Below are 24,938 nucleotides of genomic sequence, written 5' to 3'. Positions count from 1 at the left end.
TGACGATCAAAGTTACTAAACCGTTACCCTATGTTGCAGTCCAGATGCAACGCCAAGTGGTAAGTCGCAGGGCCGTCCGCTCAGCGGGCCTGATCGGCGGTCCGCGCCCGCCGGCCCTCGATCGGATAGCCCGGGTCATTGAACCCCGGCGTCGAGGGGTGGCCGCTCACCACCAGCCGGTCGATCAGCGCCTCGTCCTCGGCCGTGAACCGGTAGTCGAGCGCCTTCAGATAATCGTCCCATTGTTCCTCGGTGCGGGGACCTGCGATCACCGCCGAGACGAACGACGAATTCAGCACCCATGAAACCGCGAACTGCCCGGCGGTGATGCCGCGGGCCTCGGCATGCTGCTTGATCTCTTGCGCAAGCTGCAGCGATTCCGGCCGCCACTCGGTCTGCATCATGCGCTTGTCGGCGCGGCCGGCGCGCGTCTCCTTGTCGGGCGCTGTGTCCGGCTTGTACTTCCCGGTCAGCACGCCGCGGGCCAAGGGGCTATAGGGCACGATGCCGAGGCCGTAATAGCCGCAGGCCGGGAAATGCTCGACCTCCGGCATGCGGTTCATGGCGTTGTAATAGGGCTGGCTGACGATCGGGCGATCGATGCCGTTGTTGTCGCAGATGTTGCAGATCTCGGCGACGCGCCAGGCGCGGTAGTTCGAAACGCCGAAATAGCGGATCTTGCCCTGGCGCATCAGGTCGCCCATGGCGCGCACGGTTTCTTCCAGCGGCGTCGCGTGGTCCTCCTTGTGCAAATAGTAGATGTCGATGTGATCAGTGCCGAGCCGTTTCAGACTTTCGTCCGCCGCCTGCAGCACCCAGCGACGCGACAGCCCGCCGCGGTTGGGATCGTCGCCGATCTGGTTGGCGAGCTTTGTGGCGAGGATCCAGTTATGCCTGTTGTTGGAGATGGCGCGGCCGACCACCTGCTCGGACAGGCCGCCATTATAGGCGTCCGCAGAGTCGATGAAGTTGATGCCGGCCTCGCGCGCCTTGGCGACGATGCGCGACGACGTCGCCTCGTCGGTGGGGCCACCGAACATCATGGTGCCCAGACAGATCGGCGAAATCTTCAGGCCGCTGCGGCCGAGGTTACGGTATTGCATCAGGTAGGTCTCCTCCAGATTCGCCGTCATTCCGGGGCGATGCGCAGCATCGAACCCGGAATCTCGAGATTCCGGGTCGGGTCCTTATGGACCATCCCGGAATGACAGCGTCTAACCCTCACTCTTCAATATCTTGAACACACCGCTCGCCATCGCGATACAGCGTTTGTCGACCGTCACCTCGGTGGTGATGAAAATCAGGCTGCGGGTCGAGCGCACCACGTGCGGCTTCGACACCAAAACCTCGCCGATCTTGCCGGCTTCGACAAAATGGGTATCGAGCTGCACGGTCGCCAGCGTCGGCTTGCCCGAGACGTAGCGGGCGGTCATGCCGCAGGTGCGGTCGGCGAAGGTCATGATCACGCCACCCTGCACCAGGCCGCGGCGGTTGTGGTGCTTGTCCTCGGTGGCAAGCGCGTATTCGTGCGTGCCGCCGACCACGCGCTGCCATAGCGGGCCGATCAGGTGCAGGAAACCGGACGTTTCGACGATTTTCCAGCCGTCGGATTTGAGTTTGTCCGGCGGCCTTGGCTGTCATGTCGAGCGTTCCGTTTCCTGCGGGTTGTCATGCTGTCCGGGTCATTTCATCGGATGGGCTTGTGTTGTAGTCAAGCGGGATGGTCCGGTCATTTGGCGATACCACAAGGCGGAATATCGCAGAACTCTGCGCGGCGTTCACGCGGCTGCCGTCCGAGGCGGGGGCCGGGCTGAAACGTGCTGCGGTGGCGATTGCGCTGACGGAAGCCGAGGCTGGCGGGGGGACGACGTTTCTGCTGACCCGCCGCGCCGCGACCTTGCGTTCGCACGCCGCGCAATGGGCGCTGCCGGGCGGGCGCTGCGACCATGGCGAGACGCAGGTGCAGGCCGCGTTGCGCGAACTTCACGAAGAACTCGGCGTCGGTCTCGGCGAGGAAGATGTGCTCGGCCTGCTCGACGATTACCCGACCCGATCAGGCTATCTCATCACGCCTGTCGTGGTCTGGTTGAGCAGCAGCGCCGATCTCGTGCCCAACCCCGCGGAGGTCGCCTCGGTGCATCGCATAGCCCTCGCCGACATCGAACGAAACGACGCCTTCAGCTTCACCACGATCCCCGAAAGCACGCGGCGCGTGATCCGCTTCCGCCATGCCGGTCAGCACATCCACGCGCCGACGGCGGCGCTGATCTATCAATTCGCCGAAGTGCTGGCGGGAAGAAACACCCGCGTCGCCGAACTGGAACAGCCGGTATTTGCGTGGAGGTAGGATCGCGCATCCATCTCACGATGTGAGACAGGATGGATTGCCATGACGACGTGAGCGCCTCATTCGGAAGTCAACTTGCGAATACGGCTCGTTTCAGCGACGATGGCTGCGCCAACAATAAGAACAGTTCCTGGGAGCGCGCTCATAATGTCCATGTGGATCAAGAGGTTCTGTGTCGTCGCCGCATTGCTCGGCCTGAGCGTCGCGGCCGATTCCGCGCGAGCGCAAACCTATCCGGCCCGCGCGATCACGCTGGTCATTCCATTCGCGCCCGGCGGCAGCACCTCGATCGTCGGCCGCGCCATTGCCGACAAGATGAGCGAACTGCTCGGCGAGAAGGTCGTGGTCGACAATCGCCCCGGCGCCGGCGGCACGGTCGGCACCAAGGCGGTCGCCAAAAGCGATCCCGATGGTTACACGCTGCTGTTGGGCTACACCGGCACGCTGGCGATCGGCCCCTCGCTCTACAAGAGCCCCGGCTACGATCCGCGCAAGGATTTTGCGCCGATCGGCATGATCGGCAATGCGCCGAATTCGCTGGTGGTGCATCCGTCATTCCCCGCAAAAAGCGTGGCCGAACTGATCGCCTATGCGAAGGCCAATCCCGACAAGGTCAATTTCGGCTCGGCCGGCGCCGGCACCGCCAGCCACATCACCGGCGAATATTTTGCTCGCGCCGCCGGCATCAAGCTGGTGCACATTCCCTACAAGGGCACTGGCCCGGCGCTGACCGATCTGCTCGGCGGCCACATCCCGATGGCGTTCGCGCCGATTCCAGCCTCGCATCCTAATGTCTCCGCCGGCAAGCTGCGCGCGCTCGCGGTCACCAGCATCACCCGTTCGGGCCCGACGTGCCGACCATGATCGAAGCAGGCATGCCCGGTTTCGACGCCTCGCTCTATTACGGCCTCGTCGCGCCCGCCGGCACGCCGCGGCCGATCATCGACAAGCTCAACAAGGCGCTGCGCGACGCGCTCGCCTCCGACGAGGTGAAGAAGCAGCTGGGCAATGACGGCACCGAAATCACGCCCGGCACGCCGGAAGACTATGCCGATTTCATCGACAAGGATGAGAAGAAGTGGTCGCAGCTCGTGAAGAGCAGCGGCGTCGAGCAGGAGTGACGCGCGAGCGGGGACTCTTCCCTTCTCCCCTTGTGGGAGAAGGTGGCGCGAAGCGCCGGATGAGGGGTTCTCTCCGCCGAAACAGACCCCTCATCCGTCTCGCTGCCGCTACGCGCCCATAGCCGATGCAAAGCAGCGGCGTCCTTTTCTAAGTACGGCGGCCGACGGCCGCCTATGCCACCTTCTCCCACAAGGGGAGAAGGGAAGAAAGAGTCGCATCCTTTCGGGGCTGACTTCGCGGGTGCGCTTGCTACAACGGGGCCATGCGCCTGCAATTGATTCGCATGGGTTCCGGATTTGTCACGCTCGCGCTGTTCGCGGGCGTGCCCGCAATGGCGATAGACGCGGACATACTCCCTCCCTCGATCGCCGATGCGACGGCACAGGCGGCCTCGCCGCAGGCGATCGCGGAATATCGCCGCAAGCTGAAAGAGTATCAGGAAGCGCGCGCCGCGTTTGAGGAGGAGGCGGGCGCCTATTGGTCTTCGATCTCCGAGAAGCGAAAGGGCCGCAACGCCAAGCGCCGGGAACGCCAGACCATTGCGCTCGACGATTACGTGCTGACGCAGCCGCCGGTCTATAACGGTCCGAAGCGCCCGGTGAATCCGGAGCCGGAGGAAGAGAAGCCGCCGCGCGAGCGCAAGCCGATTCCGGTCGTCGCCGATCTCCTGAAAGCTGCTGCGGACAATTTCCAGTTCGTGCCGCAGCGGCCGTCATCTGAAGTCGAGTTCAAGCGCGCCTATGCCCGCTATGCGCTGGCTGCCGGCCTGACGCGCGAGCAGGCGGTGCGGGTCTATTCGTTCGAGACCGGCGGCACCGGCAATCACGATATGCAGTCGGGCTTGAGCGCCTCGCGGCCGGGCTCCCGTGCGATCTCGACCGCGATCGGCTACAATCAGTTGCTCACCACCAACAGCGTAGAATTGCTGGCCGAACAGGGCCACGAATTCATCAAGGAGCTGACGGCAAGGGCCGCCACGTTGTCGGGTGCGCCGCGCAAGGCGATGGATCACAAGCTTGCGGTGCTGAAAAAGATGGTGGCGTTCACGCGCACCGTGCCGGACACGTGGTCCGAGCATGAGAAGCTCGCCAATACCCCGCAGGGCTGGGCCGTGCACGCCATGGTGCTCGATAGCGACGTCGGGCCGATGCTGCAGACCCACAAGCTGCTGACATCCGTGATCTTCGCGCGTGCCAAGGGCTACAATCGCCCGCTTTCGGGCGCCGAACTCGAAATGATGAACCTGACCGGCGACGGCACCGGCCTCGACATGGTGACCATGCCGCAGGCGATGCGCGAACAAGTGCCGACCTCGAATTTCTTCCAGCGCGGCGGCTATGAGCGCAATCCCGTCGCGATTCGCCACAACACGGTGGCGAAACTGCTTGGCGTCACCGACGAGCGGATGGATTTCAACAGCGCCAAGCCCGGTGCGAAGGAATTGGCGGCGGCGTTTTAGGTTGCTTCTTCTCTTCTCCCACAGGGGGAGAGGGGAAGAGTCCCCTCAATTCGACCCGAACATGAACCTGCCGTCGCCCTCCAGATAAGGGCCGGACCGCATGTAAAGCTGTCCATTCTCGCCGATGAAGAACAAGGTGCCCTTCGGCACCTTCTTGGCGCCTTTCAGCAGCGTGCCGGCATTGTTGGTGCCCATCTTGTAGGACAGCGTCTTGCCGTCCTTGCCGTAGGCATAGCCCATGTCCGGCTTCAGCTCCCAGGGTGTCGGCGCCGCGGCTTGCGCAAATGCGCACGTCGAAAACCCCGCAAGGACGGCCACCGTCAAAACCGTCTTCGTTGAAATGCTCGTCATCATCCATCCTCCCCGCAGCCATTCGGCCTCTTGCCCCACGTTTTGAACAAATCACGAACGGCATTGTGCCGTCAATTGGCACCTTCGACGCATCACGCCGCCCTTGAGACTTTGTGATTCCCCGCGTTCGACTTCGCGACTATGTTCGCCTTTCCGGCTACAAGCATACATTGCGAAAAACCTCATAGGGATGGTCAGGATGAACCACGTCATGAAGATCGGTCTTGGTGTTGCGCTGTCGTTCATGACACTGGCTCAAGCGGCACAGGCCGACGATTTCAAGCTCTCCAACAACCAGCGGATCGCCTGTAGCCGGGGATTGAGCGCGGGCAAGCTCAACACCTCGACCTGCAAATCCTATGCTTATGTGTTCAACACCAAGACATCGGAGTATTTCCGCTGCCAGGTCTCACTGGCGCTGACGCGGGACAACAAGGAAGTCATCAACGTGCAGGCCGACGGCGGCTGCACCAAGAAGCCCCGTATCTTCGATGCCGATTCGAGCTATTCGTTCGATGCCACCGAAACCGAGGCGCCGAACACCAATTCGTTCTTCGGTCCTGGCGGCTATGCGGTGTGGGCCAGCGACAACAATGCGCCGAAGGTGCGTGGTTGCATCATCATCTCGTCCGGCCTCGGCTCCGACATCTCGAAATGCATCGACATGAAGTTCGAGTAAGCCCCGCTCAGGGCATCTTGTCGGAACCGGCCGCGAGCTGAGGGCGCGCCCGGGCAAATTTCCGCACCGCCACCGGCTTGCCGAACAGGTAGCCCTGGACCAGATCGAACCCCATGTCGTGCGCGGCGAGAAAATCGGCGCGGGTCTCCACGCCCTGGGCGACGGCGCGGGCGCCGTTGTCCCGGGCCAGTTCGACGATGCGCCGGCATACCGTTTGCTTCAGCCGGTCGTCCGCGCAGCCGTTGATGTATTGCTGGTCGACCTTCAGCTCGACGAACGGGAAGCTCCGCAGTTCCAGGAGAGACGGCCATTCCGCGCCGACATTGTCGATGGCGATCGCGATATTGTGCAAGCGCAGGCGTCTTGCGGCGTCCACCGCCAGGTCCGGATGCTCGATCACTTCGCTGCTGTTGATTTCGATTAAAAGACCGCCGAAGGCGGGGTGGGTGGGCATGGCGCGGCACAGATCGCGCACCGCCGCGGCGTTGCCGAAGAACGATACCGGCAGGTTGATCGAAAGGTCGACCGGACCCTGGCTCTCCAGCAGATAGCGCCAGTCCTCGATGGCGCGACCGACCACGAATTCGGACAGCTTACGAAAATGCGGATCCTTGTCGTCGGGAATGAAATAGGCCGGCGGGACCACGCCCCAGGCGGGATGCCGCATCCGGACCAGTGCTTCCGCCCCACTGGGAACCAGCGTGCGGATGTTGACCTTCTGCTGATACCACAATTCGAGCCAGCCGGCCTTCAGGGCCTCGGCGACATCGACGGCGGGACTTGGCGCCGGCTCGACCGGCAGCAGCGCCGCGACGCTGGCGCGCAGGCTCGCCGCGCCGAACGGCGTCTGCAACGAGGGCAGCATGGCAATGCCGTATTCGTCGCCAATTTGCCTGACGGCCTTTACCATGATCGAGTCGGGTTGACCGATGACGAGGACCTTGCCGCCGAAATTCTTGCGGACAATGACCTCGAGAATTTCGCCGACATTGATGCCGTCGACACACACGCTGAGCACGATCAGGTCCGGCTGCTCCGCCTGCAATATGCCCGCCAAATCGCCGGCCTGACCGCATTCGCAGGTCACGAAGCCGAGATCCTCGAGAGCGTCGGAAAGGAACAATCGGAGGTGCTTTTTGCTGTCGACGACGCAGGCTCTGGGCGCCAGCTTCCGATGCCCGAAGTGCGTTGCGCGCGAATGCTCGCTAAAGATGACCTGCTCCATGCCGCCCTCCAACAGATACCCCGGCGCCATTGGTACATCCGCGTTGAGGTCGCAATTACGGAAATTTGCGGAGGGTCACAGGATTACTTCAGTAGGGTTAAAGCCGCCGACAAGAATAAAAGTTTTAGGAAATCGTCCTGGCTCAGCGGTCCGTTGCCGAAGATCGGATAAGCCCATCCATTTCATGGGCTTTCAGTGAGCTGATGCCTTGCCTGTGCAAAATCTGATCAGTCCCGCGCGTTAACACCTGTGTCGCTTGTCGGCGCCGCGATGTTCGCGGCTTGCGCACCGTCTTCCGCCTTTTCTTCGCGGGAGCAGCAATGACGCAACGCACAACTTTTTGTCAGCATATAAAATGACCGCGCGGTGTTCGGCAAACGCGGTCGAGTTCGACAGTTGCCTCGAAAAAAACGGCAGACGCTATCCTTTAGCCGCCAAGCCGTCCCTCATCCTGCGCACGCCGGAATGTCTCCGGCATCATGGTCGCAAATCCGATCAGCCCTGCACCAGCGACTGCCGCCAGAAAGAGGAATGCCGCACTGTAGCCGGCCTTGACGACGATAAGGCCTGCGGCCGTGGTGCTGAGCGCGCCGCCAAGGCCGGCGGCGGTCGCAATCGCGCCCTGGCTGATATTGAAATGTCCGGTGCCGCGCGTGAGATCGGCGACGACGAGCGGGAACAGCGCGCCGAAAATTCCGGCACCGACGCCGTCAAGCAACTGGACCGACAGCAGCCAGTAAGGATTGTCGGAGAGCGGATAGAGCATGCCGCGCAGCATCAACACAGCCAGCGCGACGGCGAAGATCGGCTTGCGTCCCCAAACATCCGCCTTGCGTCCGACCAACATCGCGACCGGCACCATCACCATTTGGGCGGCGATAATACAGACCGACATCAGTGTGGTGCCGAGGTCACGGTTGACGAGCGCCAGCTTCTGCCCGAGCAACGGCAGCATCGCCGCATTCGAAAAATGGAATGCGACCGTCGCAACCGAAAAAATCAGCAGCGGCCTGCAGGTCAGGAGCACCTGAAAGCCGGACGGCATGTCGTGCCGGCTGCCATCCTTTTCCGTCGTATCGTTGAGGCCGCGCGCGACATGATGGTCGATTGCGTCCGATGGGATCGACATCGTGGCGAAGATGCTCGCGACCGCCATCGCGGCGAGGAGCCAGAACACCACGATGGGGCCGAACGAATAGGCCGTGACGCCGGCAATGGCGGCAGCCACCGCATTGCCGGCATGGTTGAAGGCCTCGTTGCGGCCGGTGCGGCGGGCAAAGGCGCGCGGGCCGACGATGCCGAGCGTCACGGCCGCAACCGCAGGAGCAAAAATCGCGCCCGCGGCGGCTGCGACCGCCTGCGTTGCCGCGACCAGCTCGAAGCGGTGGATCAGCGGCAAGGCGACGCAGGAAAGGGTGACGAGGATGGCCGCCATCACCATCAATGCACGCTTGGCCGTTGAGCGGTCGATCAGCGCGCCGGCGGGCGTCTGGGCGATGATACCTGCAATGGCGGCCACCGACATCACCACGCCGATCGAGGCCTCGTCCCATTTCTGTTCTGTCAGGAGGTAGATCGCGAGATAGGGGCCGAGGCCATCCCGTACGTCGGCGAGAAAGAAATTCAGCGCATCCAGTGCCCGCTCGACGGTCTGTGTTCTGACGGTGGTGCCCAAAGCGTGCTCGCACGGTTTCAACCGTCAGCCAACGGCAGTTGGCTGCGCTGGGTTCCCATCGTGCAAAGAAATGACCGCGGGCCATCTGACCGCGGTCATTTGAAGCTTCGTAGTGGACGGAGCGGATACCTAGCCGCCGATACCTTTTTCCTTGAAATATTTCAGCGCGCCGGGATGGAACGGGATCGGCGACCGCTCCTGCACCTGGTTGTCGAGCGAAAAGCTCTCGGCTTCCTTGTGTACGGCGACGATGTCGGCCTTCTTCTCCACCAGCGTCTTGACGATGGTGTAGGCGTCCTCGTTGCTCATCTTGTCGCCGGTGACGATCAGGTTCCAGACTTCGGTGATGGAATTATCCTTGTCGTAGCCGGGATACGAGCCCGCCTTGATCTTGCTCGGCGAATAGAGCTTGCCGTATTTGGCGTTCATCTTCTCGGCCAGGTCGCCGTGGTCGATCAGCTTCATCTTCATGCCCGGCGTCGCGGCGAGATCGGTGACGGCGGCGGTCGGAATGCCGCCGACCCAGAAGAACGCGTCGATCTTGCGGTCCTTGATGGCATTGACGGATTCGGCAACGCCGAGCCGTTCGCGCTTCATGTCCTTGTCCTTGTCGAGGCCGGCGGCCTCGATGACGCGGAATGCCATCACTTCAGTGGCGCCGCCCGGAGATCCCGTCGAGACACGCTTGCCCTTCAGGTCAGCCATGGTCTCGATGCCCGTGCCCTCGACCGTCACGACATGCATGCGGTTTGGGTAGACCACAAGCAGCGCCTGCAGCGGCAGCTTGCCACTCTTGAACTTGTCCTGACCCTGCAACGCATCGAGCGCGGCATCGGCCATGGTGAAGCCCAGTTCGCTCTTGCCGGCGCCGATCAGTTTGAGGTTGTCGACCGACCCTCCGGTCACCTCGGCGGTAGCCTGCACGTTGGGAAGGCTCTTTGAGAGGACGTTGGCGACGGCGCCGCCCAGCGGGTAATAGACGCCGCCGGTGCCGCCGGTTCCGATCGACATTGTCTTCTGCTGGGCGTGGGCTGTGCCCGCGAATGCGAGCCCCAGAGTCATCGCCAATATGGCTGTGGTCTTTTTCATTTTTGTCTCCTTAATCCCTTCATTGACTATGTCGTGAGCGCCGGCCGCTCTGGCGACCGCGTTCTGGCCTGCCACAGCAATACGCCGAGACCGATGATCAGGCCCGGCACATAGGTGTAGCTGATATCGCGGCCGATGATCGATTCGACGATCGCCTCGATCAGGCTTGGAAACACCAGCAGCAACCCGGATAGCAGAAGCAGGCCGCGTTCCACCGGCGTATTTTGTCGCAGCGCCCAGTTCTGGGCGAATGCCGCCAGCGCCAACAGGCCGAAGGTCGTCTTGATCGTGATCTCGACAATATCGACCCACGAGCCGCCCTTCGGGATCGACAGCAGCAGCCCGACGCCCTGCGGGTCGAGCACGAACACGAACGGCACCAGGAACGCCGGCAGCGTGTATTTCCAGGATTGCAGGGTGGTCTTGTAGGGGTCGCCGCCCGTGATTGCCGCCGCCGCGAACGGAGACAGGGCCGTGGGCGGCGAAACCTCGGACAGGACGGCGTAGTAGAAGATGAACATGTGCGCGGCGTAATCGGGCACGCCGAGCTTGATCAGTGCAGGCGCCGCAATCACCGCGCAGATGATGTAGGAGGCCGTCACCGGCACCGCGAGGCCGATGATCCAGACGATCAGCGAGGTGTAGATCGCCGTCAGCAGCAGGCTGCCGCCGGCATAGCTGATGACGATCGACGAGAATTTCAGGCCGAGGCCCGTCAGTGTCACGATGCCGACGACGATGCCGGCGCAGGCGCAGGTGGTCGCGGCATTCAGCGCGCCGATCGAGCCGTCGGCCAGCGCCTTCACCAACTTTTTCGGCATCAGCGCGGTTTCCTTGCGCAGGAAGCTGAGCACGAAGGTGACGACGATGGCGTAGAACACCGACAGCGATGGCGAATAGCCGATGATCATGAACACGACGACGGCGAGCAGCGAGATGAAGTGGAAGCCGTATCGCTTCGTCATCTGGCCGAGCGACATTTCGGGTGTGAAAGTCACGTCCTTGGCGTGGAATTTCTTGGCGTCGAGTTCGACCATGAACAGCAGCGACATGTAATAGAGACAGGTCGGGATGGTCGCCATCCAGATCACGTCGAGATAGCTGATCTTGAGAAACTCGGCGATCAGGAACGCGGCGGCGCCCAGTACCGGGGGTGACAGAATCGCGCCCAGCCCGCCGGCGGCGAGCAAGCCGCCCGCGGCGTTTTTCTCGAAACCCGCCTTGGCCATCATCGGATACGCCACGGTGCCGATCATCACGGTGGTGGCGACGCCCGATCCAGAGGGGCCGCCGAGCAGGAACGACGACAGCACCACGGTGCGGCCGGCGCTGTTCGGCTTGCCGCCCATCAGGGCCAGCGAGAAATCGATGAAGAACTTGCCGGCGCCGGATTGCTGCAGAAACGCGCCATAGATGGTGAACAGGATGATCAGCGTCGCCGACACGTCGACCGCGACGCCAAAAATGCCTTCCAACGTAATGAAGAGATGGCCGACCAGACGATCCACGTCATAGCCGCGATGAGTCCAGGGCGCCGGCAAGTGCGGACCGAGCATCGCATAGGCGATGAACAGCAACGAGACGACAGGCATGATCGCCCCCGTCGTGCGCCGCGTCGCCTCCAGCAGCAGCACGATGAAGACGATGCCGACGATCACGTCCCAGCGGTCGGGCGTGGTGGCGCGGTCGGTAAAGTCGTCGCCGCCCCACAGCGCGTAGACGATGGTCGCGACCGCAACGATCCCGGGAACGATGTCCCACCAGCGCACGCGGTTGCGAAAGCGCGTCGCCAGCGGAAACAGCAGGAAACTGAGAACCAGCGTGAACGCGACGTGGGTGTAGCGCAGTTCCTGGGTCGGAACGATCGCGTAGGCCGCGTAGAGGTGAAACAGGCTCATGACCACGGCAATCGCGGTCGAAATTTTTCCCGCCCAGCCCATCAGGCGGTTGGCCGCGCCTTCTTCCGCCTCGACGAAGGATTCCGCCTTCTGCAATGCTTCGTCGGATACCGCAACGACCTCGTCATTGGGCGGCGTTGTGTTGTCTGCTGACATGCTTTCCCCGGAGACCCCGTTAACTCCCAGACCCGGTGTCCCCCGGGCCTTTCGCGGGCGCATTCAGTCCAATTTGGGTAACCGTGGCAAGGGCCTTGTGGGCGCATGTCGGGGCATCTTTTTTAGCTTATCGGACGGCTTGACCCGGAGCCGCCGCCCGTCCAATTTCCCCGCCAAAATAATTGGAGAATGGTTTTCATGAACTCCAGATTGATTGCAGCCGCCGTCGCCACGGCGGCAATATTTTTTGGTCCCGGCGCGCATGCGCAGTCATTCATCAACATCCTGACCGGCGGAACTTCCGGCGTGTACTATCCGCTCGGCGTCGCCATCGGGAAGATCTACAGCGACAAGATTGCGAACGTGAAGACCCAGGTGCAGGCCACCAAGGCCTCGGTCGAGAACCTGATCCTGCTGCAGCAGGGCCGCGGTGAACTCGCGTTTGCGCTCGGCGACTCGCTCAAGGCGGCATGGGAAGGCGACGAGGAGGCCGGCTTCAAGTCGAAGCTGGACAAGCTCCGCACCCTGGGGGCGATCTATCCGAATTACATCCAGATCGTCGCGACATCAGACAGTGGCATCAAGACGCTCGCCGACCTCAAGGGCAAGAGCCTCTCGGTCGGGGCGCCGAAGTCCGGCACGGAGCTGAACTCGCGCGCCATCCTGGCGGCCGCCGGCATGACCTACAAGAACATCGGCAAGGTCGAATATCTCCCGTTCGCCGAATCCGTCGACCTGATGAAGAACCGCCAGCTCAACGCGACGCTGCAGTCGGCCGGCCTCGGCGTCGCCTCGCTGAAGGATCTCTCGACGTCGACCGAAATCACCGTGGTGTCGGTGCCGAAGGCCGTCGTCGACAAGATCGGCCCGCCCTTCGTGCCGGCGACGATCCCCGCCAACACCTATATCGGCCAGGACAAGGACGTCCCGACGGCTGCGGTGGTCAACTATCTCGTCACGAGCTCGGCGGTCTCCGACGATCTGGCCTATCAGATGACCAGCCTGATCTTCGAATCGCTTCCCGAACTCGTCAATGCGCACGCGGCCGGCAGGGAGATCAAGCTCGAGACGGCCGCGACCGGCAGCCCGGTGCCGCTGCACCCCGGAGCGATCCGCTACTACAGGGAAAAAGGACTGATGAAGTAGAGGGCTCTCGCCGTCGTTGGCTCGCAACGACGGAGTGCTTGGCGGAGCCTCGTGCTTTCTCGCCTTTCCGAGTAGGGGCCGGGCCGGTATAACCGGCGCGGGCAGGGAATCACGGACATGCGGCAAGCCGAGGGGCCGGAAGAGCCCGTTAAGGTCGAGTTCGACAATTTCGAGCATGGTTTTCCGGCAGGCTTCGGCCCCGGCGGCTGGGGCTATCTCGCCTACGCGATCGGCATCGTCTTTGCTGCCTTCCAGCTCTACGTCGCCGCGTTCAATTATCTGCCGAGCCAGGTGGTGCGCGGCGTTCACGTCGGCTTCCTGCTGCTGATGACCTTCGGCCTGATCGGCAACTTCACCGCCAAAAGCGATTTCGGCCGGGCGCTCGGCTGGTTGATTGGCGGCGCGGGCTTTCTGTGCGGACTGTACCAGTGGATTTTCTACGCCGACCTGATCGCCCGCGACGGCGACCCGACGCGCGTCGATCTTGCGGTCGGCACGCTGCTGGCCGTGCTGATCTTCGAGGGCACCCGGCGGTTGATGGGACTGGCGCTGCCGCTGATGTGCGGCGCGTGTCTGCTCTATTGGTTCTTCGGCCAGTACTTGCCGCAGCCGTTCAACCATCGCGGCTATGATTTCGATCAGGTCATCACCCATTTGTCGTTCGGCACCGAGGGATTTTACGGCGTGCCGATCTATGTCTCGGCGACCTACATTTTCCTGTTCATCCTGTTCGGCTCGTTCCTCGAACGCGCCGGCATGATCCAGCTGTTTACCGACGTCTCGCTCGGCCTGTTCGGCCGCACCCGTGGCGGGCCTGCCAAGGTCGCGGTGTTTGCCTCAGGGCTAATGGGAACGATCTCCGGCTCCGGGGTCGCTAACGTCGTCACCGTCGGCCAGTTCACGATTCCCTTGATGATCAGGTTCGGCTACCGCCGCGCCTTCGCTGCCGGCGTCGAGGCCACGGCCTCGATGGGCGGACAGATCATGCCGCCGGTCATGGGCGCGGTCGCCTTCATCATGGCCGAGACGCTCGGCGTGCAATATTCCGAGATCGTCAAGGCCGCGGTGATCCCGGCCCTCCTCTATTTCGCCTCCGCATTCTGGATGGTGCATCTGGAAGCCGGCAAGCACGGCCTCGTCGGCATGAAGCGTTCGGAAATCCCGAACGCTTGGAAGGCGCTGGTAGAGCGCTGGTACCTGGTGTTGCCGCTGGTGGCGCTGGTCTACATGCTGTTCGAAGGCTTTACGCCGCTCTATGCCGGCAGCATGGGGCTTGCGTTGACGGTCGCGCTGATCCTCGGCGCCAGCGTCACGCTCGGGCTCTCCCGCACCGTCGTGCGCTACATCTTCTGGATCGGGCTTGCGCTGGTGGTGGCTGCGGTGTCGCGCAACGGCCTCGAGATCGTTCCGGTGTCGTGCGTCGTCGGCGGGCTGGTCCTGATTGCCGCGATCACGCGCGGCGGCCGGGCGACGCTCGCCGCTTGCCGCGATTCGCTGGCTGACAGCGCCAAATCGGCGCTCACTGTGGGCATGGCCTGCGCCATCGTCGGCACCATTATCGGCATGATGACACAGACCGGCGTCGGCACCATCTTCGGCGGCTGGATCATCGGGCTCGGCGCCAAGAGCCTGTTCCTGGCGCTGGTCATGACCATGCTGCTGTCGATCCTGCTCGGCACCGGCATCCCGACGATTCCGACCTACATCATCACCGCGGCGCTTGCCGCACCCGCGCTCGCCAAACTCGGCGTGCCGCTGATCGCGAGCCATATGTTCGCGTTCTACTACGGCATCATGGCCGACCTCTCGCCGCCGGTGGCGCTCGCCGCGCTCGCGGCCGCGCCGATTGCAAAGGAAAATCCCGACAGGATCGGCTGGGAGGCGATGCGGATCGCGCTCGCGGGCTACGTCATTCCGTTCATCTTCGTCTACTCGCCCGCGCTGATGCTGCAGGCCGGCGATCCCATGGCGGTCCAATTCGGTTTTTACGGCGCGGTGGCGCTGGCGATGCTCAAGGCGCTGATCGCGATCGGCCTGTTCGGCGTTGTCGCGATCGGTTTCCTGTTTACGCGGTTGACCTGGCTTGAGATCGCGGTCGCATTCGTTGCGGCGCTCTGCCTGCTCGGCGAGTTCGCCTTCAGCGACACCATCGGTTTCGCGCTCGCGGCGGCCGTCGTGGTCTGGCAATGGCGGCAGCGTTCGAGTAGCGCGGTGGCGGCGGCTTGAGCCTCTGCCTCGCCTCAGCCGGGGTCGTGAAGACGCTGTCGGTCGCGGCGTTTACGCTGGTGTGGACGCACTCGGTCGAGAAGATCGACTGGCAGGAAGACTGGCGCGTCACGCCGCGGGGGCTGGAACTTGTGCAAGCGCGCGTCAAGGGATCCGGCGCCGGCATGGAGCCGCCGCCGGAAGCGCGGCTTGTCAACGGCTGGTTTCAATGGCAACCGAAGCGCGCGGTGATGCCGGAAGTCGTGCTCGGCAATTCCGGGGCTGCCGGCGAGTGGCGGCTGTGCCATGATGGAAACTGCCGGACATTGTCGAAGATTTTTGGCCACCCGATCGGAGCCAATGTCACCGTCATGAGCGCCTGCAACCCGTAGCCCTGATGGAGCGAAGCGCAATCCGGGAAAACCGCCAACAAGAATCCCGGGTTGCGCTTCGCTTCACCCGGGCTACAAGAAAAATGAGAAACTCTAAGGGAGAAGAAGTCGATGGAACGGCTCAAGGGCAAGACGGCGATGGTGGTGGGCGCGGGCTCGATCGGTCCCGGCTGGGGCAATGGCAAGGCGACCGCCGTCACCTTTGCCCGCGAGGGCGCGCAGGTGTTCTGCGTCGATCGCAACGCCGCTGCCGCGCAGGAAACCGTCGATATCATCGCAAAGGAGGGCGGCAAGGCCGTTGCCTTCACCGCCGATGTTTCCCGCGAGGCGGAAGTCGAGGCGATGGTGGCGGCATGCCTGAAGGCCTATGGCCGTATCGACGTGCTCGACAACAATGTCGGCATCGCCGAGGTCGGCAGCGTCGTCGAGGTGAACGAAGCAAGCTGGGACCACGTCTTCGCGGTCAATCTCAAGAGCGCCTATTTCGCAATGAAGCACGTCATTCCGGTGATGGCCAAGCAGGGCGGCGGCTCGATTATCAACATCTCCTCGATCGCCTCGATCCGCCATGTCGGCATTTCCTATGTCAGCTACAATGCGAGCAAGGCGGCGATGAACCAGATGACGCGCACCACCGCGGTCGAATTCGCGTCAAAGCACGTGCGCGTGAACGCGATCCTGCCGGGGCTGATGAAGACGCCGATGGTCGAGCATTCGGCGGGTCTCGCGCAGAGCTACGCCAAGGGCGATGTCGAGGCGATGTGGCGGGCGCGCGACGCGCAGGTGCCGATGGGACACATGGGCGACGCCTGGGACGTCGCTAACGCCGCGCTGTTTTTGGCGTCGGATGAATCGAAATACGTCACCGGCATCGAACTCGTGGTCGACGGCGGCATCACCAGCAAGTCGGGCGCCTGACGCGCTGTCGCTCCATTATGCTTGCGCGCTGAGCTCGGCGCGGTCGAGCTCTTCTTCCACCTGGTGGAAGGCGTCGTCGCTGATCTCCTCGAACTGGCGCATCCTCAACAGCGCCTCTCGTGCCGCGCCGATGGCGCGGCGGCGCAGCGGATCGGCCGGCAGCTCGCTGCTCGCGATGCCGAGTTCGGGTTCGGTTTCGGCGCGCAGCAGCACGGCGCGGTATTCGAGCCGCAGGATCTCGGCCTCCTCGGACGGATCGGCCTCGATCGCCTCGAGCGCGGCGCGATAGGCGATGCAGCGGGCTTGAGCGGCCTCGCGCGCGACCGGATCGTCCTCCTCGAATTTCAGCGCAAGGATCACCGGCCGCAGCGTCAGGCCCTGGACCACGAGCGTCCCCAGCACCACGGCAAAGGCCGTCAGCAGGATGAGATCGCGGTACGGGAAGCTCTCGGGCAAGGCGAAGGCGGCCGCCAGCGTAACGATGCCGCGCATCCCGCACCAGGACACGATGATGCCGCGTTCCACCGTCGGTACGGCGGGAGAGACATGCGAAGGAAGCAGGCCGCGGGCGTTCAAGGCGCGCAGGAAGGCGCCATACGGCATCACCCAGGCGATGCGGGCGAAGACCACGACGGCGAGGATTGTGGCGGCAAAGCTGCAATATTTGAACCGCACCTCGTCGTCGAGCCCGGACCAGATCGGATTGAGCTGCATGCCGATCAGAATGAACGCCAGCACGTTGAGCACGAACACGACGGTTTCCCACACCGCATAGGAGGCCACGCGCAGCCGCGCCGGGGTACGCTCGGGCGCGGTGCGGGCGATCGTGATCGCGTAGGCGACGATGGTGAGAATGCCGGACAGCCCGATATGCTCGGCGACGATCCACACCATGAAGGTGCCGGCGAATTGCGTGATGATTGCGCTCGGCGCCTCGGTAATGCGGCGTGTGATCTGCGTCCAGACCCGCGCGAACAGGAAGCCGGCGATGAGACTTCCGAACAGCGCCAGCGCAACGGACGGCACGAACTCGTGCACCTTCATGTGCTCGGCGGCAACCAGGCCGACGCAGACGCGGTAGATCAGGAGTGCGCTGGCATCGTTGAGCAGGCTTTCGCCCTCGAGGATCTTCTGGATGCGGTAAGGCAGGTTGACCTGACGCAGGATCGCGGTGGCCGCCGCGGCGTCGGGCGGCGCCACGATGGCGCCGAGCGCGATCGCAACCGCCCATGGCATGTCCGGGCGCAACCAGTGCGCGACGACAGCGACGGCGGTGGCCGTGACCCCGACCGCGACCAGCACCAGTGTCGACACCGGCAGCCAGTTGTTGCGAAGGTCGCGCAGCGAGGTGTCGAAAGCGGCGTCCAGCAGCACCGGCGCCACGAACAGCGCCAGCGCTAGTTCAGGCTCCAGCGTCCACGAGGGGCTTCCTGGCGCGAAGGCCAGCAACATGCCGCCGATCGCAAGAAAAGTCGGATAGGGCACCTTGAGCCGCCGCGCCAGCGCGGACAGCAGCACCGCGCCAAGCAGCAGCCCGATAATCCATTCGAAAGCTAGCAAATCTGGGATTCCTGCCGGTCGAGATCGATGTCGCCATCAATCTAGCACCAAATCCGGCAAGTCTATTGCGCCATCGCCAATATGCCGCCGGCGAAGGAATGCCAGAGCGGCGTGGTGCTGATCGGCCAGTTCAGCAGCTTGATGGCGATCAGCGCAATGCCGCCATAGACATAAACCGGATGCAGCCGGCCTCGCGTGCGCCAGTCGTAGACGATGGCGGCGACCAGCAGGAGATAGGCGACGAAGGCGGGCGGGATGGTCACCGGCACCGGCGGTGGACCGAGAGGGCCGGGAGGCGCCAGGAAGGTCAGAAACCAGCGCGCGACCGCGGCGTCCAGCAGCGAGATGCCGGCCAGCAGCATCAGCCGCTTGTGCGTCTCGGGCTTGCGGATGGCGGCAATGGCCAGCGCGAACACGACAGCGAAGAACAGAATTCCGCTTAGCGGAACAATCGCGAATGCGATTCCATCATCGGTCAATCCCGCCGCGGCGGAGCGCTTCATCGCATTGACAGCCGCCAGGAAGCCGAAGATCGTCATCGCGGTCGCCAGCGACACGCCGATCATCCCGATGGCGCGGTGCCAAGCGACCTTGCCGGACGCGGCAAGCCAACTCTGGAATGCGAAGTAGAGCGACCAGGCGAAGAACAATAGTCCGTGAAAATGCACGACGGGCGAGGCAGAAAACGAGCGCTTGGCCATCGGCAGCCAATAAGTCGGTGCAAAGCCGAGAAAGGCGACGGCCGTGCACGCCAGCGCCATGTAAAAGTAGAAGTAACCTGATTGGGATTGCGCGATGGCGCGCGGCGGATTGAAGTCGGTCAGTGTGGTCATGGATATTGAGTCTGCGATACCCGTGAAAGGTTCAAGACAAATTTCGTGACCGAACCTATCCGTTCGCGTGCGGACGATGATGTTTTCGCGCGTGTCACGTTTCAGCCGGAATCTATCCCCGTACGAAAACGGATACTCGCACGCGCCCGTTGTCGAAAAAGCGGATGGCTTGCTAGGATCGGGCGGCAATCCAAGGCTTCCCCGATACAAGACTTCCCCGATACAAGGCTTCCCGGATCAATTGATGCGATTCCATCTCGACATCCGCAAGCTGGCCGCGGCGGCTTCCTTGCTATGGATCGCGTTTGCGCAGGACGCTTCGGCGACCGGTGCCGAGCCGGTCAAGGATTTGCGGGTCGATCCCGCGCTTTGCCTGGCCGCGGCGCTTGCGCGTGATGACGACAAGACGGTCGCGACCTGCGGCGCGTTGATCGACAACGCAAAGACCGAAAAGGCCGACCGCATCAAGGCGCTGATCGCGCGTGGCGCCGCCTATGAGCGCAAGGACATGATCGATCGCGCCGTCGCCGACTATGACGGTGTGCTGCGGCTCGATCCGGCGAACGCCGATATCCACAACGCGCGCGGCGAACTCTGGCGCAAGAAGGGCGACCTGCCGAAGGCGGTGGCCGATTTTGCCGCGGCGATCAAGCTGAACCCGGACCATGTTGCGGCCAGAGCCAACCACCGGGCGCTGGCGCTGGAGCTGGAGCGGTTGGGCGCGCTGAAGGCGATCGCCGGCAAGCCGAGTTTCAACTGCGCCACCGCCCGCCGCAAGGTGGAAAAGGCGATCTGCGCCAATCCCGAGCTCGCCGATCTCGATCGCGAGGTCCAGGGGTCGTATGTCAGGGCCGTCGCCGAGAAGATGACGCCACAGCAGGCGCGCAAGCTGCGGCGGGAGCAGGAGGAATATATCTCCCGTCGCAACGCGGAATACGGCCGGCCCGGCTACGATCTGAAAAGAGCGATGCGCGGCCGCCTGCAACAGATCAACGGAATCGACGGATACTAGCTTACAACATGAACAGTCCGAGGCCTTCGACAACTTCCCGCTTCGTTGTCTCGGTCCGGTTCCTCGCCTTTTCCGTACCGCGGCGAATTACGTCGAGCACATAGGCCGGATCTTTCGCCAGTTGCGTCCTTCGTTCTCGCGCAGGTCGAATCAGCGCCTGCAAGATGTCTTCGAGTCGGCGCTTGATCTTGCTGTCGCCTATTCCTCCCCGCCGATACTGCGCCTTCAGCTCTTCCAGCGTGATGCGGTCCCCGTCGAAAGCATCCAGATAAGTGAAGACGACATTGCCTTCCACTTGTCCGGGATCTTCGATCCGCAGATGATTCGGGTCAGTGAACATCGCCTTCACTGCCGCCGTGATCTCGTCCGGCGAGGCCGAAAGGGCGATGGCGTTGCCGCCGGATTTCGACATTTTCGCTTTTCCGTCCACGCCCGGCAGCCGCCCCACCTGCGGAATGACAGCCTGCGCTTCCGGCAGGATGGTCCGTCTGGCGGTGGTGTTGATACGGCGCACGATCTCGTTGGTCTGTTCGATCAGCGGCGCCTGATCCTCGCCCACCGGCACGACGGTAGCCTTGAACGCGGTAATGTCCGCCGCCTGCGCCGCAGGATAGCACAGGAAGCCTGCCGGGATGTCGCGTCCGAAGCTGCGACCGCGGATCTCGTCCTTGATCGTGGGGTTGCGCTCCAATCTGGCGACGGTCACGAAGTTCAAATAGAGCATCGACAACTCGGCCAGCGCGGGCAGGTGGGATTGCAGGCAGATCGTCGTCTTGGCCGGGTCGATCCCAACGGCAAGGTAGTCGAGCGCCACCTCCATCACACCAAACCGCACCTTGTCGGGGGCGTGAGCATTGTCGGTCAGCGCTTGCGTATCGGCCAGGAGCAGGAACTGCTCGTGGGTCTCCTGAAATCGCAGACGGTTGCGCAACGATCCGGCATAGTGGCCAATGTGTAGCGGGCCGGTGGTGCGGTCGCCTGTCAGAATAACGGGTCTGGTCATGAGGTGTCCTCGTGAGATGAGGGGAGCACCGCATGGGGGGATCATCAAAACAAAAGGCCGCCCTTGCGGCGGCCCCAGATGCAGTGAAACGTCCGGCCGCCCTGTTAGAAGGGCAGCCACCAAAGCGTGACAACGATCATCGCGCGTTTCATGGAGGTCTCCCTAGGCTATGCGCGGATACAGGTCAACACATAGCGCCGCGGGACGGACGACAAGGGGCTCGGACCCCGATTTATGGTGGTCCTGAGCCCTGGCCGTATTGGCCCGATTGGGGTAGATGCCCCCGAGCCTTCGAACCTTTGGAAGATCAGCGGCGACCTAGTGATCGGGCGCGGCATAACCGCGCGTACTTCATTTATTTTGAAGAGCCGACTATGCGATCATTTGTTTCGCGATTTGCCGCGAGCGCGGCCTTTACCATTGCAATCCTGACCTCCTTCGGCACCCCCGCTCAGCCGGCCGCCGAACCGCCGGTCATCTGCGCGGCGCTTTCGGCCGCCGAGCCCGCGAAGGTGATCGAGGTTTGCACCGCGCTGATCGACAATCCGGCGACGCACCGGAGGGCGACCGGCTCGACGCCAGGATTACCCGCGCCGCCGCGTTGCATAATAGCGGCCAGACCGGCAAGGCCTTGGCCGAAATCGATGCCGTCGTCGCCAAGGATCCTAACCGGGCCCGCGCCTTCCGCGCCCGCGGTGAAATCCTTCGCCAGACCGGCAAGATCGAGGCTGCGTTCGAGGCGCTGAATCAGGCCATCAGGCTCGAGCCCGACAATGCCAACGGATACGCCAACCGCGGCAACGCCTTCAACAACGCCAAAAAATACGACCGCGCCATCGAGGACTATAACGAGGCGCTGCGGCTCAAGCCCGATCTTGCGCAGGTCTTTTCGGATCGCGGCGCCGCCTGGTATTTCAAGGGCGAATATCAGAAGGCGATCGCCGACTACGATGAAGCCCTTCGTCTCGAGCCGCACCGTGCACGGACCTACAGCAACCGTTCCGCGGCCTACCGCAAGCTCGGCCGCTCGGAACGAGCGATCGAGGATGTGAGCGCGGCGATCCGGATCGATCCTACGCAGCCGGAATTCTTCGACAATCGCGGCCTCGACCTTGCCGGCAATGGCGACTACGCACGCGCGATCGCCGACTACGACGAAGCGATCATGATCCGCCCCGAGGCGAAATTCCTGACCAACCGTGGCGACGCCTATCAGGCGCTAAAGGATTACGACCGCGCGATTGCCGATTACGGTGCTGCGTTGAAACTCGATCCAAAATTCCAGCGCGCCTGGAACAACCGTGGCGCAGCCTGGGTCAAGAAGGGCGACCGCGGCCGCGCGCTGCAGGACTATGCGGAAGCGGTTCGTCTCAATCCCTCCGACAGCACCGCCGCCGCCAATCACAAGGACGTCGCGCAGGAAATCGAACGGCTGGGTTCGCCCACTTCCCAGAAGAACCTGCCGAGCTTCAATTGCGCCACCGCAAAACGCCAGGTCGAAAAGGCGATCTGCGCCGACCCCGGCCTTGCCCAGCTCGACCGCAACATCAACGACGTGTTTCTGCGGGTGATCGCGAGCGCGGAATCCGACAGCCATCGCGCGGCGCTGGCGCTGACCCGGCAGCAGCGCGACTTCATCGAGAAGCGCAACGCCTCGTTCGGCAAGCGCGGTTATGACCTCCGTCAGGCGATGGAGGACCGGCTGGAGAAGCTCAATACGATTGCCCGGCAGTAGGGTTTTAGCTGAATGGCGACTCTGTTCCGGCTTGATCTGGCGCAACTTCCCGTGACAATGCCCGGAATAAATGCTTGCCCAGCCGTCATGACCGGGCTTGTCCCGGCCATCCACGTCTTGTTTTCTCGAAGCAAAGCAAGCGCGTGGATGCCCGGCACAAGGCCGGGCATGACGAAAGGGGCGAACGGCCGGGGAGTGCGCCATGAACGTTCAGAACAACAGCCGCTACCACGAGGTCCATGCCCGCTCGCTCAGCGACCCCGAAGGCTTCTGGGCCGAGGCTGCGCGTGAGATCGACTGGATCGAGCCGGCCAAAAAGATATTCGATCCCTCGATGGGCGCGTATGGCCGCTGGTTCGTTGGCGCCGTGGTCAACACCTGCTACAACGCGCTTGACCGTCACGTCGCAGGCGGACGCGCCGACCAGGTGGCGCTGATCCACGATTCGCCGCTCACCAACACCATCTCGAAATTCACCTATGCCGAGATGCTCAAGGAAGTGCAGACGCTCGCCGCCGTGATGGCCGATTTCGGCGTCGCCAAGGGCGACCGCGTCATCCTCTATATGCCGCTGGTGCCGGAAGCGGTGTTTGCGATGCTGGCCTGCGCGCGGATCGGCGCGGTGCACTCAGTCGTGTTCGGGGGCTTTGCCGCGAAAGAGCTCGCGACGCGTATCGAGGACGCCAAGCCGAAACTGATTTTTTCGGCGAGCTGCGGGATCGAACCCGGCCGCATTGTGCAATACAAGCCGCTGCTCGACGAGGCGATTAAGCTTTCAAGCGTGAAGCCGCAGGCTTGCGTCATCCTGCAACGGCCGCAGCAGGTTTGCGAACTTGCGCCCGGCCGCGATCACGATTGGGCAACGCTCCGCGGCGCCGCGCTCAAAGCCGGCAAGGCCGCGCCCTGCACGCCGGTGCTCGCGACCGATCCGCTCTACATTCTCTACACGTCAGGCACCACGGGCATCCCCAAGGGCGTCGTGCGCGACAATGGGGGACACCTGGTCGCGCTGAAATGGTCGATGTTCAACCTCTACGGCGTCAAGCCCGGCGAAGTCTGGTGGTGCGGCTCCGACATCGGCTGGGTGGTCGGCCACAGCTACATCGTCTACGGCCCGCTGATTCATGGCGCCGCTTCCATCATGTATGAGGGCAAGCCGATCGGCACGCCGGACGCGGGCGCGTTCTGGCGGGTGATATCAGAGCACAAGGCCGTCGCTTTGTTCACCGCGCCGACCGCCTTCCGCGCCATCCGCAAGGAAGACCCCGACGGCGCATTCATCCGCAAATACGATCTGTCGAAATTCCGTACCCTGTTTCTGGGCCGGCGAGCGCGCCGATCCGCCGACGGTGGAATGGGCGGAAGCGCAGTTGAAGGTGCCTGTGATCGATCACTGGTGGCAGACCGAAACCGGCTGGTGCATTGCCGGCAATCCGGTGGGGCTGGGCATGCTGCCGGTCAAGCACGGCTCGCCGACGGTGCCGATGCCGGGCTATCAGGTCGACGTGGTCGACGAGGCATCGAGGCCGGTGCCCGCGGGCACCATGGGCTCGATCGTGATCAAGCTGCCGATGCCGCCAGCCTGCCTGCCGACCTTGTGGGAGCAGGACGCGCGTTTCAGGGAAGCCTACCTCACGGAGTTTCCCGGCTACTACAAGACATCGGACGCCGGCTACAAGGATGAGGACGGTTATGTCTGGGTGATGGGCCGCACCGACGACATCATCAATGTCGCCGGCCACCGGCTCTCCACCGGCGGCATGGAGGAAATTCTCGCCTCGCATGCCGACGTCGCCGAATGTGCGGTGCTCGGCATCAAGGACGCGATCAAGGGCGAAGTACCTTGCGGCTTCCTGGTGCTGAAGGCCGGCGTGACGCGCGCGCCTGCCGAGATCGAACAGGAGATCGTGGCGCTGGTGCGCGACAAGCTCGGGCCCGTCGCTGCCTTCAAGCTCGCGATCACGGTTGGGCGATTGCCGAAGACGCGCTCGGGAAAAATCCTGCGCGGCACCATCAAGAAGATCGCCGACGGCGAGAGCTGGACCATGCCGGCCACCATCGAGGACCCCAAGGTGCTCGAAGAAATCGGCGACGCGCTGAAGGGCAGGGTGTAGGGTTCGGGTCAAGCTCATC

At 63.2% G+C, this 24,938-nt stretch carries 21 protein-coding genes and 1 pseudogene; 12 read left to right on the top strand and 10 right to left on the bottom strand.

Annotation, left to right across the window (positions count from 1 at the left end):
• Window positions 1-80: 80 nt before the first annotated feature.
• Together V1283_RS34190 and V1283_RS34185 are read right to left on the bottom strand one after the other, a co-directional pair.
• Window positions 81-1,103, bottom strand: coding sequence for an aldo/keto reductase (locus V1283_RS34190; RefSeq protein ID WP_334391013.1), 1,023 nt, complete (start codon window positions 1,101-1,103; stop codon window positions 81-83).
• 111 nt (window positions 1,104-1,214) lie between these two features.
• The gene (locus V1283_RS34185; protein ID WP_334393274.1) at window positions 1,215-1,595 is read right to left on the bottom strand and encodes a PaaI family thioesterase; all 381 of its coding nucleotides are present in this window, start codon (window positions 1,593-1,595) and stop codon (window positions 1,215-1,217) included.
• 125 nt (window positions 1,596-1,720) lie between these two features.
• On the opposite strand from V1283_RS34185, the gene V1283_RS34180 reads away from it, so the two are divergent.
• From V1283_RS34180 to V1283_RS34165, 4 genes are all read left to right on the top strand, one after another.
• Complete coding sequence (locus tag V1283_RS34180) at window positions 1,721-2,347, top strand: NUDIX hydrolase (protein WP_334391012.1); 627 nt, start codon at window positions 1,721-1,723, stop codon at window positions 2,345-2,347.
• 147 nt (window positions 2,348-2,494) lie between these two features.
• Window positions 2,495-3,211: a Bug family tripartite tricarboxylate transporter substrate binding protein gene (locus V1283_RS34175; RefSeq protein WP_334391011.1), complete on the top strand. Its 717-nt coding sequence runs from the start codon at window positions 2,495-2,497 to the stop codon at window positions 3,209-3,211.
• Window positions 3,208-3,468, top strand: coding sequence for a tripartite tricarboxylate transporter substrate-binding protein (locus tag V1283_RS34170; RefSeq protein WP_334391010.1), 261 nt, complete (start codon window positions 3,208-3,210; stop codon window positions 3,466-3,468). Before V1283_RS34175 ends, V1283_RS34170 begins: the two co-directional genes overlap by 4 nt.
• A 263-nt stretch (window positions 3,469-3,731) precedes the next feature.
• Window positions 3,732-4,928, top strand: a complete 1,197-nt coding sequence (locus V1283_RS34165; RefSeq protein WP_442895800.1) for a hypothetical protein — start codon at window positions 3,732-3,734, stop codon at window positions 4,926-4,928.
• A gap of 45 nt (window positions 4,929-4,973) precedes the next feature.
• On the opposite strand, the gene V1283_RS34160 is transcribed toward V1283_RS34165, so the two are convergent.
• Window positions 4,974-5,279, bottom strand: a complete 306-nt coding sequence (locus V1283_RS34160; RefSeq protein ID WP_334391007.1) for a hypothetical protein — start codon at window positions 5,277-5,279, stop codon at window positions 4,974-4,976.
• A 199-nt stretch (window positions 5,280-5,478) separates the two neighbouring features.
• Here V1283_RS34160 and V1283_RS34155 point away from each other — a divergent pair, with 199 nt between their 5' ends.
• Window positions 5,479-5,958 carry a hypothetical protein gene (locus tag V1283_RS34155; protein ID WP_334391006.1) on the top strand — a complete coding sequence of 160 codons (480 nt, stop codon included), beginning with the start codon at window positions 5,479-5,481 and terminating at the stop codon, window positions 5,956-5,958.
• A gap of 7 nt (window positions 5,959-5,965) precedes the next feature.
• Here the strand turns inward: V1283_RS34155 and V1283_RS34150 are convergent, their stop codons facing one another.
• The 4 genes from V1283_RS34150 to V1283_RS34135 all read right to left on the bottom strand — a co-directional run bounded on the left by V1283_RS34150 (window position 5,966) and on the right by V1283_RS34135 (window position 12,001).
• Complete coding sequence (locus tag V1283_RS34150) at window positions 5,966-7,183, bottom strand: EAL domain-containing response regulator (RefSeq protein ID WP_334391005.1); 1,218 nt, start codon at window positions 7,181-7,183, stop codon at window positions 5,966-5,968.
• Window positions 7,184-7,610: 427 nt separating this feature from the next.
• Window positions 7,611-8,858, bottom strand: a complete 1,248-nt coding sequence (locus V1283_RS34145) for an MFS transporter (RefSeq protein WP_334391004.1) — start codon at window positions 8,856-8,858, stop codon at window positions 7,611-7,613.
• A 129-nt stretch (window positions 8,859-8,987) separates the two neighbouring features.
• Entirely contained in the window at window positions 8,988-9,947 is a 960-nt protein-coding gene (locus tag V1283_RS34140) for a TAXI family TRAP transporter solute-binding subunit (protein ID WP_334391003.1), read from the bottom strand.
• Window positions 9,948-9,973: 26 nt separating this feature from the next.
• A complete protein-coding gene (locus V1283_RS34135) occupies window positions 9,974-12,001 on the bottom strand; it encodes a TRAP transporter permease (RefSeq protein ID WP_334391002.1) in 2,028 nt (675 codons plus the stop codon).
• Between the two features lie 198 nt (window positions 12,002-12,199).
• Between V1283_RS34135 and V1283_RS34130 the strand changes: the two genes are divergently transcribed.
• From V1283_RS34130 to V1283_RS34115, 4 genes are all read left to right on the top strand, one after another.
• Window positions 12,200-13,147 (top strand): TAXI family TRAP transporter solute-binding subunit, encoded by a 948-nt coding sequence (locus V1283_RS34130; protein ID WP_334391001.1) that lies wholly within the window; start codon window positions 12,200-12,202, stop codon window positions 13,145-13,147.
• A gap of 117 nt (window positions 13,148-13,264) precedes the next feature.
• Entirely contained in the window at window positions 13,265-15,373 is a 2,109-nt protein-coding gene (locus V1283_RS34125) for a TRAP transporter permease (RefSeq protein ID WP_334391000.1), read from the top strand.
• Window positions 15,370-15,744, top strand: a complete 375-nt coding sequence (locus tag V1283_RS34120) for a DUF1850 domain-containing protein (RefSeq protein ID WP_334390999.1) — start codon at window positions 15,370-15,372, stop codon at window positions 15,742-15,744. The genes V1283_RS34125 and V1283_RS34120 overlap by 4 nt, the downstream gene beginning before the upstream one ends.
• A gap of 111 nt (window positions 15,745-15,855) precedes the next feature.
• Window positions 15,856-16,662: an SDR family NAD(P)-dependent oxidoreductase gene (locus V1283_RS34115; protein ID WP_334390998.1), complete on the top strand. Its 807-nt coding sequence runs from the start codon at window positions 15,856-15,858 to the stop codon at window positions 16,660-16,662.
• Between the two features lie 15 nt (window positions 16,663-16,677).
• On the opposite strand, the gene V1283_RS34110 is transcribed toward V1283_RS34115, so the two are convergent.
• Both V1283_RS34110 and V1283_RS34105 read right to left on the bottom strand, forming a co-directional pair.
• A complete protein-coding gene (locus V1283_RS34110) occupies window positions 16,678-18,222 on the bottom strand; it encodes a cation:proton antiporter (RefSeq protein ID WP_334390997.1) in 1,545 nt (514 codons plus the stop codon).
• Window positions 18,223-18,284: 62 nt separating this feature from the next.
• Complete coding sequence (locus V1283_RS34105; RefSeq protein WP_334390996.1) at window positions 18,285-19,055, bottom strand: hypothetical protein; 771 nt, start codon at window positions 19,053-19,055, stop codon at window positions 18,285-18,287.
• 244 nt (window positions 19,056-19,299) lie between these two features.
• On the opposite strand from V1283_RS34105, the gene V1283_RS34100 reads away from it, so the two are divergent.
• The gene (locus tag V1283_RS34100; protein ID WP_334390995.1) at window positions 19,300-20,067 is read left to right on the top strand and encodes a tetratricopeptide repeat protein; all 768 of its coding nucleotides are present in this window, start codon (window positions 19,300-19,302) and stop codon (window positions 20,065-20,067) included.
• A 1-nt stretch (window position 20,068) separates the two neighbouring features.
• Here V1283_RS34100 and trpS read toward each other — a convergent pair whose 3' ends face one another.
• The gene (gene trpS, locus V1283_RS34095) at window positions 20,069-21,070 is read right to left on the bottom strand and encodes a tryptophan--tRNA ligase (RefSeq protein WP_334393273.1); all 1,002 of its coding nucleotides are present in this window, start codon (window positions 21,068-21,070) and stop codon (window positions 20,069-20,071) included.
• A gap of 523 nt (window positions 21,071-21,593) precedes the next feature.
• Between trpS and V1283_RS34090 the strand changes: the two genes are divergently transcribed.
• Window positions 21,594-22,805, top strand: a complete 1,212-nt coding sequence (locus tag V1283_RS34090; RefSeq protein WP_334390994.1) for a tetratricopeptide repeat protein — start codon at window positions 21,594-21,596, stop codon at window positions 22,803-22,805.
• 202 nt (window positions 22,806-23,007) lie between these two features.
• A pseudogene (locus V1283_RS34085) lies at window positions 23,008-24,919 on the top strand (propionyl-CoA synthetase).
• Window positions 24,920-24,938 lie beyond the last annotated feature (19 nt).

This window comes from Bradyrhizobium sp. AZCC 2262, from assembly GCF_036924535.1.
Taxonomy (GTDB): domain Bacteria; phylum Pseudomonadota; class Alphaproteobacteria; order Rhizobiales; family Xanthobacteraceae; genus Bradyrhizobium.
Note: the sequence above shows the minus strand (reverse complement) of the source record. Positions and strands in the feature narration are given on the sequence as shown.